Source organism: Pedobacter lithocola, from assembly GCF_042650845.1.
Classification (GTDB): Bacteria; Bacteroidota; Bacteroidia; order Sphingobacteriales; family Sphingobacteriaceae; genus Pedobacter; species Pedobacter lithocola.
The window spans coordinates 140,026-153,094 of the sequence record NZ_JBHSBW010000007.1 but is presented as its reverse complement, the minus strand read 5'-3'; the positions used below and the strand labels follow the sequence as shown (position 1 = coordinate 153,094).

At 35.3% G+C, this 13,069-nt stretch carries 12 protein-coding genes; 7 read left to right on the top strand and 5 right to left on the bottom strand.

Annotated elements, in window-relative coordinates; all coding sequences use genetic code 11:
- Nucleotides 1-43: 43 nt before the first annotated feature.
- The 3 genes from metZ to ispE form a co-directional block, all read right to left on the bottom strand.
- Entirely contained in the window at nt 44-1,213 is a 1,170-nt protein-coding gene (gene metZ / locus ACFOWA_RS03105; RefSeq protein WP_378981678.1) for an O-succinylhomoserine sulfhydrylase, read from the bottom strand.
- Between the two features lie 73 nt (nt 1,214-1,286).
- Nucleotides 1,287-1,706 carry an OsmC family protein gene (locus tag ACFOWA_RS03100; RefSeq protein WP_378981676.1) on the bottom strand — a complete coding sequence of 140 codons (420 nt, stop codon included), beginning with the start codon at nt 1,704-1,706 and terminating at the stop codon, nt 1,287-1,289.
- 70 nt (nt 1,707-1,776) lie between these two features.
- Complete coding sequence (gene ispE / locus ACFOWA_RS03095) at nt 1,777-2,580, bottom strand: 4-(cytidine 5'-diphospho)-2-C-methyl-D-erythritol kinase (protein ID WP_378981674.1); 804 nt, start codon at nt 2,578-2,580, stop codon at nt 1,777-1,779.
- A 406-nt stretch (nt 2,581-2,986) separates the two neighbouring features.
- Here ispE and ACFOWA_RS03090 point away from each other — a divergent pair, with 406 nt between their 5' ends.
- From ACFOWA_RS03090 to ACFOWA_RS03060, 7 genes are all read left to right on the top strand, one after another.
- Nucleotides 2,987-3,781: a thymidylate synthase gene (locus tag ACFOWA_RS03090; RefSeq protein WP_378981672.1), complete on the top strand. Its 795-nt coding sequence runs from the start codon at nt 2,987-2,989 to the stop codon at nt 3,779-3,781.
- Between the two features lie 145 nt (nt 3,782-3,926).
- Nucleotides 3,927-4,049, top strand: a complete 123-nt coding sequence (locus ACFOWA_RS03085; RefSeq protein ID WP_378984109.1) for a four helix bundle protein — start codon at nt 3,927-3,929, stop codon at nt 4,047-4,049.
- Between the two features lie 277 nt (nt 4,050-4,326).
- Nucleotides 4,327-4,830: a dihydrofolate reductase gene (locus tag ACFOWA_RS03080; RefSeq protein ID WP_378981670.1), complete on the top strand. Its 504-nt coding sequence runs from the start codon at nt 4,327-4,329 to the stop codon at nt 4,828-4,830.
- A 398-nt stretch (nt 4,831-5,228) separates the two neighbouring features.
- On the top strand, nt 5,229-8,213 hold the full coding sequence (gene secDF, locus ACFOWA_RS03075; protein ID WP_378981668.1) for a protein translocase subunit SecDF: 2,985 nt from the start codon (nt 5,229-5,231) through the stop codon (nt 8,211-8,213).
- Between the two features lie 343 nt (nt 8,214-8,556).
- Entirely contained in the window at nt 8,557-9,873 is a 1,317-nt protein-coding gene (locus ACFOWA_RS03070; protein ID WP_378984106.1) for an NAD(P)/FAD-dependent oxidoreductase, read from the top strand.
- Nucleotides 9,874-10,060: 187 nt separating this feature from the next.
- Entirely contained in the window at nt 10,061-10,921 is an 861-nt protein-coding gene (locus ACFOWA_RS03065; RefSeq protein ID WP_378981666.1) for a hydroxymethylglutaryl-CoA lyase, read from the top strand.
- 200 nt (nt 10,922-11,121) lie between these two features.
- Nucleotides 11,122-12,069, top strand: coding sequence for a carboxylesterase family protein (locus ACFOWA_RS03060; protein WP_378981664.1), 948 nt, complete (start codon nt 11,122-11,124; stop codon nt 12,067-12,069).
- Between the two features lie 31 nt (nt 12,070-12,100).
- Here the strand turns inward: ACFOWA_RS03060 and ACFOWA_RS03055 are convergent, their stop codons facing one another.
- Nucleotides 12,101-12,523 (bottom strand): GNAT family N-acetyltransferase, encoded by a 423-nt coding sequence (locus tag ACFOWA_RS03055; RefSeq protein WP_378981662.1) that lies wholly within the window; start codon nt 12,521-12,523, stop codon nt 12,101-12,103.
- Nucleotides 12,523-13,005, bottom strand: coding sequence for a low affinity iron permease family protein (locus ACFOWA_RS03050; protein WP_378981660.1), 483 nt, complete (start codon nt 13,003-13,005; stop codon nt 12,523-12,525). The genes ACFOWA_RS03055 and ACFOWA_RS03050 overlap by 1 nt, the downstream gene beginning before the upstream one ends.
- Nucleotides 13,006-13,069: the final 64 nt, after the last annotated feature.

Sequence of the window (13,069 nt, the reverse complement as noted above, 5' to 3'; positions counted from 1 at the left end):
AACCTGTTTTTCCATCTCGCCTTTAGTTCACCTCTTAGCTTTTCTACAGGGTCAACGCCTGCTCAATATCTGCAATAATATCATTTATATGTTCCAAACCAATTGATAAGCGAACGGAACCCTGTTCTATACCTACAATGTTTCGTTCTTCTTCGGTTAATTTGCTGTGTGTGCTGGTTGCTGGATGCGTTGCAATTGAACGTGTATCTGCAAGATTGGCGGAAATAGAAAACATTTTCAATCCATCCATAAATTTGCTTGCCCCTTGTACGCCACCATCAACAACAATGGTAACAACACCACCTCCTTGTTTCATTTGTTTTTTGGCAATCTCATATTGTGGGTGCGATGGCAGGAAAGGATATTTCACCAACTTAATTCTAGGATGCTTTTCAAGGTACTCAGCCACTTTTAATGCATTTTCGCAATGACGATCCATGCGTATGGCTAAGGTTTCTAAACTTTTTGATAAAACCCAAGCATTAAAAGGCGATAAAGCTGGGCCACTGTGGCGGGCAAAAGCTATCACTTCTGCAATTAATTCTTTGGTGCCTAAAATTACGCCACCTAAAACACGGCCTTGTCCGTCGATATATTTTGTAGCCGAATGAATAGAAATATGAGCACCCAGTTTTATTGGCTGTTGTAAGTATGGAGTAGCGAAACAATTATCAACGACTAAAAGTTGATTGTGTTTTTTTGCCAAATCGCCTAGAAACTCTAAATCAATAATGTCGATACCAGGATTTGATGGCGTTTCAACAAAAATCATTTTAGTGTTCGGCTTAATTAAACCTTCCCAATCTTCAGGTTTGTCTAAATCAGCATAATCAAAAGTGACTCCCCATTTAGAGAAAACATTGGTTAGCAATTGGTGTGTAGAACCAAAAACGGAGCGACTAGAAATAATATGATCGCCACTTTTTAAAAAAGCACCAAACGTAGTAAAAATAGCTGCCATACCAGTTGCTGTAGCGAAACCATCTTCAGCACCTTCTAAAAGGCACATTTTTTCTATAAATTCTGATGTGTTTGGGTTTGAATAGCGACTGTAAACATTTCCCTCCTTTTCATTCGCAAACAAAGCCCGCATTTCTTCTGCATCATCAAATTTATAGCTTGATGTTAAGTAAATTGGTGCAGAATGTTCTTTGTGCGAACTGCGTTCGGTTTGAGTGCGTATCGCTATGGTTTCAAAATTTTCGGATTTCATTTTAAAGTATCGAGATTTGAGTATCAAGATTTGTGATATGAGATTTCAGACTTTAAGCCTTAAACCATTTACCCTAAACCTTATTTATTTTGTAAGTAAAGTTTATTTTTGCAGAGCGACCTAAGATGTTTGAAACAGAGCAATATTTATCGAAAGTCATGGCTAAAGCACGTTCTACTTTTGCATTGCTTAAATCGCCAAATAAATCAAAATGAATTTCAATTTCATTGAAAATTGGCGGCATCTCTTCGTCTTTTCGTGTAGCATTAATGGCTATTTTAATATCATCTAAAGGTTCTTTTTGTTTCGTTAAAACATTAACCATATCAATGCCACTACAACCCCCAAGCCCTACCAAAAGCATCTCCATTGGTCTGAAACCTTTACCTTCGCCACCAATAGCAGCTTTAGCATCCAATTCTACAGTATAGCCACTTTCATTCACTGCCTCAAAATTAAATTTTCCGCTCTTGCGGATCAGATTTATATTCATTCTCTTAGTATAGAGTATCAGTATCGAGTATCAGGACCTTAAGCCTTCTACCCTAAACCTTCTTCCTTTTTTAAATATTATAATAAACTAAATTATCTTTTTCCAATTCGGGCAGTTTAACAGGTTCGTTAAAAATTGCAAATACCGACGAACCGCTACCACTCATTAAAGCGAATGTTGCGCCTGCATCGTATAAACTGGCTTTTATTTGATGAATTTGGGGATATTTTGCGAAAACCGAAATTTCGAAATCGTTGATAACCTTATTTTTCCATGTTGTTGGCGACAAATGTATGATTTCTTTTAACGATTGCAAAGGCTTTTGGGGTTTTACCAAAGCGTATGCATCAGCTGTGCTAACATGTACAGGCGGTTTTACCAAAATTTTAAACCAGGCTGACAAATCAATTTCGCATTGTTCGAACTCATCACCTTTATTGAAAGCATAAACTGGCTTGTTTTCGATAAAAAAAGCACAATCTGCACCTAGCTGACGAGCATAATTTTCCATTTTTTCTACCGATAAACCCAAATTGAATTTCTCATTAATCAGTTTAATTACAAAAGCACAATCTGCAGAACCACCGCCTAAACCTGCACCTACCGGAATGTTTTTTAAAAGATTTATTTCTTGAGCAGGAATATCAAAATCAGCTTTGATGAGGTGATAAGCCTTTATACAAAGATTATCTTCTGCATCGCCAGGGATATCAATACCGTGAATTTTGCAGGAAGTATGTTCGGCATCTGTAATTTCTACAGCGTCTTTTATATTTATTGGATAAAAAACAGTTTCGAGGTTATGATAGCCATCCGCCCTTTTTTCGGTGATATTTAAACCCAGATTTATTTTTGCGTTTGGAAAAGAAAGCATTTTAGTATCAAGTATTTAGTATCGAGTATCAAGATTTTCTTTCTACCGTTTCAACTTAGCGCAAACATACAAAAGTGTTCTCAGTGATTTATGTTTCTTTCTACTTTCTCAAACCGAATTTGAAGCGCATAACCTGTAAATCTATTTAAGTTTGTTCCTGTATTTCGCTTTTACGCTTCGCTTCGTCGTGCCTCCTCGCTGCAGGGTAATCGCTGCACCCAGGGCTAAACCGCGAATTTGTACAACTATCGAAGTTTTTAAAACCGTTACGCCTAAAATCATTTCAATGTTAGTAAATGGTAAGTGTGCATAAAAATGCGCATCAACAAATGATAAATTTTAGATATTTGTATTTAATTATTTACTTAAGATTTTGGAAGTTCCGATTAATCGGGATTAGGGATATATGAAACAATATTTAGATTTAATGCAGCATGTGCTGGATAATGGCTCACAAAAACATGACCGTACCGGCACCGGAACCATTAGTGTTTTTGGTCACCAAATGCGATTTAATTTGCAGGAAGGCTTCCCGATGGTTACAACAAAGAAACTGCATTTAAAATCTATCATTCATGAATTAATTTGGTTTTTAACTGGCGATACCAACATTAAATATTTAAAGGATAATGGCGTTCGTATTTGGGATGAATGGGCAGATGAAAATGGAGATTTAGGACCTGTTTATGGTTCTCAATGGAGAAGTTGGCCAACACCTGATGGCAAACATATTGACCAGATTACCAACATCATAAATACCATAAAAAATAATCCAGATTCGCGTAGAATTATTGTTTCTGCCTGGAATGTTGCTGAAATTGAAAATATGGCTTTACCACCTTGCCATGCTTTCTTTCAATTTTATGTTGCTGATGGAAAATTAAGTTGCCAGTTATATCAACGCAGTGCTGATATTTTCTTAGGCGTACCTTTTAATATTGCATCGTATGCTTTATTAACGATGATGGTTGCCCAGGTTTGTGACTTACAAGCAGGAGATTTTGTACATACTTTAGGCGATGCACATTTATATAACAACCACATCGAGCAAGCGCATCTACAGTTAAGCAGAGAACCAAAACCACTGCCTACAATGAAAATCAATCCTGAAGTGAAAAGCATCTTTGATTTTAAGTTTGAGGATTTTACATTAGAGAATTACGAAGCGCATCCGCACATTAAAGGTGTGGTGGCGGTGTAGTTCATTAGTACATTAGTCATTTGTTTGGATGTCTAATAAAACTTAAGAAAAATCATCCTTATAATTCATTTTAAAAAATAAAAACATGAATTATAAATTAGAAGACTTAGAAGTTTATAATCTTTCTGAAGTAATTTGAGATAAGATATGGAACATTGTAATTACTTGGGATTATTTTTCGAAAGATACCATCGGAAAACAATTATGCAGAGCTGCCAATTCAATTAGCGCAAATATTGCTGAGGGATATGGCCGCTATCATTTCTAAGAAAATAAGAACTTTTGTTATTACAGCCGAGGCTCAACTTTAGAGGTGAAATCTTTTTTAAGGAAATCAAAAAATCGAAAACTCATCTCAGACGAGATTTATCAGGCACTTATTTGGACTTGCAAACTATTCACTTAAAATTGAATGCATATATAAAATACATCGGAAAAAAGCCCGAAATACAATAACCGAAGTAATTACAAGTTAAATTTGCACTGTGTTTAAAATCCCTGCAAACTAATGAACTAATGTCCAATGACTAATTAACGAATGACTAATGACTAATGAACAAAAATCTATCTCTATAGCTGTTGCCATAGGAGAGAATGGCGAAATTGGCAAAAACAACAAGCTTTTATGGCATATGCCTGCTGATTTAAAGTTTTTCAAACAAACTACTTCTGGCCATACCGTTATTATGGGGCGTAAGACATTTGATTCTGTTGGCAAACCTTTGCCAAACCGTAGAAATATTGTAATCACTAGGGATACATCATTGCAGATTGATGGCGTAGAAGTAGTAAATAGCTTAGATGAAGCTTTGGAAATAACCAAAAGTGAAGAAAAACCAGTATTCATTGTTGGCGGTTCAGAAATTTATCGCCAGGCTCTACCCAAAACGGATACACTTTATTTAACAACTATCCAGCATACTTTCGATGCAGATACTTTTTTTCCTGCGATAGATAGAAATGAATGGGAAACGATAAGTTCTGAACCTCACAAAGCAGATGAAAAGAACAAGTATGATTATACTTTTGAGGTATTAAAACGGAAATAAATCATTGTTAACCACAGAGAAAAAGAGATTTTCACGGAGGACAAAAAGAAACTATGATTAGTGAAAGCAATTTTAAATAGCGGTGATAATTGCTCTCAGCCAGAAATAGTTATCCTATCCGTGCCACCTAAGCCCGATATTAGTGGATGCCGATTTTTCATCGGCAGGAACTTTAGCGGGACCGAACCAAAGCGAAAAGCTACTGCAATTGCTTTCCAAATAAATTTCAGCTTCAAAATCAAAAGCTTCAATAAGTTCTGTGTAACAAAAGTGGCTTTATTGCCCCGTAAAAATTTATGTTAATAAATTATCAATTAAGGGGTTCTATAATTTAAAAATTTAATTAGATTTGCCGACTTGTTAAAAAACAGCGAAAGACAAATTATTTTAAACAAACAATGCAAGGAAAAGGTTTTATTAAGTTTATAGCGATAGTATTAGCTATCGTTTGTGCGTATGCACTTTCTTTTACTCTGGTAGCATCCAGCGTAGAAAAAGACGCAAAAAACTATGCGAAAGGTGATTTAGCCAAAGAGAAGGCTTATTTAGATTCGATGAGTACCGAGAAAGTTTATCCTCTTTTGGGTTTTACTTATCAGTCTGTTAAATCTAAAGAAATTAATTTAGGCTTAGATTTAAAAGGTGGAATGAATGTAACGATGGAAATATCGTTAGCAGAATTGGTTAAATCGTTAGCAGATAATACAACTGATGCTAATTTTAACAAAGCTTTACAAAACGCACAAGTTCAATTAAACGCAGGTGGTAAAGATTACATCAAATTGTTTGTTAATGAGTTTGAAAAACTAAGTCCAGGTGTAAAACTTGCAGATTATTTTTCTAACCAGGATAATGCAACTCAATTAAAATCGAGCGCTAGTAATGGCGAAGTTCAAACGTTTTTAGAGAAAGAAGCAACAAGCGCTATCGACCGTTCATTTATCATTTTACGTTCGCGTATTGATGGTTTTGGCGTTGTTAGTCCAAACATGCAAAAGCAAGAAGGCAGCAATCGTATTTTGATTGAGATGCCGGGTGTGCAAGATAAAGAGCGTGTTTCTAAATTATTACAAGGTTCTGCCGAATTACAATTCTGGCAAGTTTACGAAGTGCAGGAAGTGGTTTCTTTATTAGAAAACATCAATAAAACCTTAGCTTCTACTTTAAAAGAAACTACAACTACAGCAACAGCCGATACAACAAAAGCTACTCCGGCTACAGGCGGAAAATTAGCAGGTTTAGAAAAGGCTGCTATAGATACTACAAAAGGTGGCAAGTTAGCTGGTTTAGGCAAAAAAGATTCTACCGCGGCAAAAGCTGCTGTAGCAAAATCGAACCCATTATTTTCAATTTTAAGTATTCCTACTTATCAGGGAGAAAATGGTCAGCCGGCTTTACGCCCAGGACCAATTGTTGGTTGGGTTGCTCAAAAAGATACCGCTAAAGTAAATGCATATTTCAAAATGCCTGAAGTTGCAGCTTCAATACCTTCTACAATGAAGTTTATGTGGGGCGTTAAACCTATGGAAGGCTCTAAAGTTTTTGAACTTTACGCGATTAAAGTTACAAGTGCTGATGGCAAACCAGATTTGGGTGGCGATGCTGTTAGTGATTCTCGTAATGACTTTGACCAAAAAGGTAAGCCTGAAGTAACCATGTACATGACCAGCGAAGGTGCTGCAAAATGGAAAAAAATTACTGCTGAAGCCGCTGCCGATCCTCAAAATAAAAAATCTATTGCAATTGTTTTAGATAATGCAGTTTACTCTGCTCCTACCGTTCAAAACGAAATTCCAAATGGTGTTTCATCTATTTCAGGAAACTTTACACAAGAAGATACTAAAGATTTATCGAACATTTTAAAGGCTGGTAAATTGCCTGCTCCTGCTCGTATTGCTGGTAGCTATATCGTTGGTCCTACTTTAGGAGCTCAAGCCATTCACGATGGTTTAATATCTTTCATTATTGCATTTATCGTAATCTTAGTCTTTATGGCTTTGTATTACCACCGTGCTGGTTGGGTAGCTAACTTTGCTTTATTGTTAAACTTATTCTTCATTATGGGGATATTAGTTTCACTTGGAGCGGTGTTAACTTTACCTGGTATTGCTGGTATCGTTTTGGTAATTGGTTTATCTGTTGATGCGAACATCCTAATTTTTGAAAGGATACGTGAAGAACTTGCTCAAGGAAAGAATGTTGCAACTGCAATTAAAGAAGGTTTTAAACATGCAATGCCTTCAATTATCGACTCAAACGTTACTTTATTTATCTTAGGAGCAATTCTTTGGTTCTTCGGTAGCGGACCAGTTCAAGGTTTTGCAACTACTTTATGTATTGGTATTCTTTCGTCATTATTTGCAGCTGTTGCAATCTCAAGAGTTGTTTTTGATTCATTGCTTAACCGTAAAATTGAAATCAACTTTGATAACAACTTTACTCGTAATGCCTTCAAAAATGTAGCTTTCAACTTTGTTGGTCGCCGTAAGATATACTATGTTATATCAACCGTAATAATTGTTTTAGGTTTTGTATTCTACTTTAAAAACGATGGTTTAAACCTAGGTGTAGATTTTAAAGGTGGTAGAACTTATTTGGTTCATTTCGATAAAGCCGTTAATACTGAAGATTTAAAAGTAAAATTAAATCCTGTTTTTGGGAACGAAACACCTGAAGTGAAAACTGCAGGTGAAGATAGTCAGGTAAAAATTACAACCACTTTCCACATTGAAGATCAAAATCCAAAAACGGATAAAGTTGTAGAAGACGCTTTAAATAAAGGTTTAGCAGGTTCTAAATATGAAATCGTAAGCTCGCAAAAAGTAACACCAATTATCGCTAGCGATATTGTAAATGGTGCTTTTTACGCGGTGTTATTATCATGTTTGTTCATGTTTATTTATATCGTAGTACGTTTCAAAAAATGGCAATATGGTTTAGGTGCCGTAATTGCATTGTTCCATGATGTGCTAATGGTATTATCATTCTACACAATTTTAGATGGTGTTATGCCATTCTCATTAGAAATTGGTCAAGATTTTATTGCAGCAATTTTAACCGTTATGGGTTACACCATGACAGAAACTGTTGTTGTGTTCGACCGTATTCGTGAGAAATTAAAAGAATCGGGCAAGGAAGATTTACATGGTGAAGCACGTAATAACTTAATTAACTTTGCTTTAAATAGCACATTAAGTCGTACCATTTTAACATCACTAACTGTCTTCTTCGTGCTATTGGTAATCTTCATCTTTGGTGGCGATAGTATCCGCGGATTTATCTTTGCATTATTAATTGGTCGTATTATTGGTACGTACTCATCTTTATGCATCTCTACTCCTATCGTAATCGATTTGGGAAGTTCTGCAGAGAAGAAAAACTAAGATTTTTATAGAACATATTTGAACGCCTCGATTTAATCGGGGCGTTTTTTTTGCCGCGAAAAATTACTATTTGCATCCAAACGGTTTAAGTAATAGCTCTAAAACATATTTTGAAAATCAAAACCAGCAATTCTTGGGTTAAACCAGTCCTGCTGTACACTTTATTTCGCTGCGCTTCATGCTCGTTTCCATCAGGTTTAGTCACTTAAGCCTATGCTAAAAACTTCCATAAAACCCATATCGTCATACCAAAGTTATATAAGGGAGTGATTATTACGGAATGTCAAATCTTAAACCTTTTGGCTATCTTTTTGTTACATTAGCATTAAACAATCAGATAAAAATGGATTTACAACTTCCTAAAAGTGAATACCCGAGAGTAGTTATAGTTGGTGGTGGGTTTGGTGGAATCGAATTAGCAAAAAGATTAAAAAACAAGCCATTTCAAGTAGTTATGTTAGATAAACATAATTACCATACCTTTCAACCTTTATTATATCAGGTAGCTACAGGTGGATTGGAAGCAGATTCTATCGCTTTTCCGCTTCGTAAAATTTTTAAAGGACAAAAAAATCTAATTTTTAGGGTTACAAAAGTTAAAGAAGTTATTGCTTCAGAAAACTGCTTGCTAACTGATATTGGAAAAGTTAGTTATAATTATTTAGTAATTGCAACGGGTTCTACAAGTAATTTTTTTGGCAATAAAGAAATTGAAGCCAATTCAATGCCAATGAAATCTATTCCAGAAGCCCTAGATTTAAGGAGCTTAATTTTACAAAACTTCGAAAAATCACTCATAGAAAAAGATAAAGATAAAAAAAGCGCACTATTAAACTTTGTTGTTGTTGGCGGTGGACCTACAGGTGTCGAAACAGCCGGTGCAATTGCTGAGCTGAAAAAACATGTTATTCCTAATGATTATCCAGAAATGGATTTGAAAAAAGTAAACATATATCTTGTTGAAAATTCTCCTGAGCTGTTAGGCCCAATGTCTCCACAGGCTCAACAGAAATCAAAAGATTTTTTATTGCAAATGGGCGTTCATGTTATGAATGAAACCCGCGTATTGGGTTACGATGGACATACGTTAACCTTACAGGATAAGTCGCCAATTTTAAGCTCTACAGTTATTTGGAGTGCCGGAGTAAAAGGAGAAGTTTTAGCTGGTTTAGATAAAGCGGAAGTTGTTCGTGGCGGAAGATTGAAGACAGATACTCAGAACTTAGTTGTTGGTTACCCGAATGTTTATGCCATTGGCGATGTTGCTGCTATTGTTGATGAAGAAACACCAAACGGACATCCAGGCGTTGCTCCAGCAGCCATACAACAAGGACATCACTTGGCAAAAAACCTGATGAATATCGTAGAAAAAAAACCACTTGAAAAATTTAAATATTTCGATAAGGGTTCAATGGCGACTGTAGGTAGGAACAAAGCCGTTGTTGATATAGGTAAGATTCATTTTCAGGGAATATTTGCATGGTTTACATGGATGTTTGTGCACTTAATGACATTAGTTGGATTTAGAAATAAAATTATTGTTTTTATAAACTGGCTTTGGAGTTATTTCAGTTACGACAGGGGAACAAGACTGATTATCAGAACATTTGCTAAAGACCGAAGCATCGATTATAGAGAAGAAACGAAGGAAGTTCACTAGTTTATTGGTTCATTGGTTATTAGTTTATTGGTTCATTGTCATTAATTCATTGTCCATTATTAGTTATTAATGGTTAATTGACCACTTTCGATTTCCCATTAACCATCGTTCATTTACCATTAAATAGTTGTTTTAATCTTTTCGTTGTGAAAAACTTTGAGCAATTTGCAGTTGAAACCAAATCGATATGAGCCTAAACCAGTTTAAATTAGTAGAATGCCCACGTGATGCCATGCAAGGTTTGCACGAATTCGTTCCGACAGCATTAAAGGCCGAATATTTAAATCTTTTACTTCAGGTTGGTTTTGACACTTTGGATTTCGGGAGTTTCGTATCACCTAAAGCCATTCCTCAAATGGCTGATACGAGCGAAGTTTTGGCGAACTTAGATTTGAGCAGCTCATCTACTAAGCTTTTGGCCATTGTAGCCAATTTAAAGGGTGTTGAAGGTGCTGTTAAACATAATGAGATTAGTTATCTAGGATTTCCTTTTTCAATTTCTGAAACCTTTCAGCAACGTAATACCAATTCTAGCATAGAGCAATCTTTAAATACTGTTGAAGAAATGCTTTCGCTTTGTGCCCTTAATAATAAAAAGGCTGTTGTGTACTTGTCAATGGGTTTTGGGAACCCCTACAGTGACGTGTGGAACTATGAAATTGTAGAAAAATGGGCTGATGTTTTGGTATCAAAAGGTGTTGAGATTATTTCTATTGCCGATACGGTTGGCGTTTCAACTCCAGAAAGCATCACTGATATTCTACCTAAACTTATTACAAAATTCAGCAACACCGAAATTGGAATACACTTACACTCCACTCCTGCCGAACGTTTTGAGAAAATTGATGCTGCTTATAACTCAGGCGTAAAAAGAATAGATTCTGCTTTAAAAGGTTTTGGCGGTTGCCCAATGGCTGCTGATGACTTAACCGGTAATATCGCTACGGAAGATGTACTCGAATATTTAACCTCTAAAGGGGAAAATCTAAATTTGAACATGGATAAATGGAATGAGGCATTAAATTTCTCTGGAAGAATATTTAATTAATCTTCAATTTATACCGTTTTTATCAAACTAGATGAAGTTAGTATCATTTTGAAATGAAGTTTCTTTATAGTTCTAAAACTACTTTTTCTAAAATCGAATAATCAATTTCTGTTTAAATATTAGTAAAAGTAATAGCTTTCTTAAAATGTGCTTTTAAACTTTTAGCAAATTATAACGTCATAATGTGAAACTACACAGTTATGAGGATTCTTGCATTATATCTCTTGCTTTCAATATCTTTATTAAGTTGTAGCAAAAATGATGATATCAAGCTGATAGCACCTGATGGTTTATACTTAACAAACGTTTATCAAGAATCTCAAATACAAATTAAAGAAGTAAGCTTTGGCACAAGGAATAATTTTCAAAACTTACAATATACCTCTGAAAAAACTAAACAAACAGAAGTAAATATTAGTAAACTATCCTTAATAATGGATGTTTATCTTCCACCAAACGCCAATAGTACAAAAAAACAACCTTTGTTAGTTATGATACATGGAGGTGGCTTCTCCGGCGGAGATAAGGATGCATGGAAGGCTGAAGCTTACACATATTCAAAAGCGGGTTACATTTGTGCATCACTCAATTACAGACTAACTAAATCAGGCGGCAATCAAAGTCCACAACTAAGGTTATTTGCTGTTCAATGTGCTTTAGAAGATATTCAAAATGGGATAAGATATTTAAAATCCAATGCTAACACATATTTTATTGATACAAATAGAATTGTGGTTTTTGGGGGTTCTGCCGGCGGTGTGCTTTCCCTTTTAAATGCAACTGAATATGATTTAAATTTTGGAAGTAATGATTTTCCAGGAATTTCAAGCAAAACAAACGGCTCTATTTCAACGGGATCCTCCATTGTTAACAATGATCCTGCTAACCAGCCCGGACTTGTAAATTTTAATTCCTATGATTCTCCGATATTAATGGTTCATGCCAAAGAATATGACTCTGGCGCAGATGGATACACTTGGACGCAAAACGCAATACCAACGCAGCAAGCTATCATTAACTCAGGTAACACTTGTACTTTAATTCCCCAGCCGAACATGACGCACACAGTAAATCTATCTCTGGGAGGGGAATATTGGCAATACTTACAACCATTTTTATGGGATAAATTAAAATTAGCAGAGTTGTAAATAATTTAAAGTTTTAAGGCAAACATCAATACTAAATCTTTTTAACCATTTTAAAATGCTGTATTCCAGCCTCTTCAAATTGCTCGCCTTCTGCAACAAAACCAAACTTTGCGTATAAACTCATTGCATTTAATTGTGAGTTTAAGTAAACATAATGTGCATCAGGTGGTAAATCAGATAATGCTTCTGCAATTAAGGCTCTACCTACACCCTGTCCTCTAAATTCCTTTAAAACCGCAAAACGCTCTAATTTATAGCCATTTTCAGTTTTTCTCCATCTACAAGCGCCACAAGGTTTACCGTTTTGTGTGGCCAAAAAATGCGTCGATTCATCCTCATGTTCCCATTCCAGTTCTGGCGGACAATTTTGTTCATCAACAAATACAACTTTACGTATAGCAAATACTTTATCTAAATCTTCGGGATGATTAACTTTTTGAACTAGTAAACTCATTATTTATGTGGTTTAAGATTTTTATTTGTTTTCAACTTCATTTCATTTAGCTCTTTTGCTACATCAATTGAATGTGAACAATGAATATCGGCCTCTTTTTTGGCAAGTGTAGCAATCGTAACGTAAAATTTATGCAACTGATCTAATTCCCGCTCACTTAAATCTTCTATATCAACCATACGGTTACTTGCACCTTGTTGTGCTGCAATCAACTCATTTAATTTTAATTGAATGGCCTTACCATCCTTATTCTGCGCTTTTTGAATTAAAAAAACCATTAAAAAGGTAATGATTGTGGTACCAGTATTTATTACAAGCTGCCAGGTTTCAGAATAATTAAACAACGGACCAGTTACTGCCCAGATTAATACTATAGCTGCTGCAGCAATAAAAGCGAATGAACTCCCGGTGAATTTTGTTGCAGCGTTAGCAAACCTCTCAAAAAAATTATTTTTTTTAGAATCACTCTTGGATTTTTTCATCACAAATTATTTGATTAAATATACCATAAAACAAACAAAAGCGCCATAAGTTTTTAAACCAATG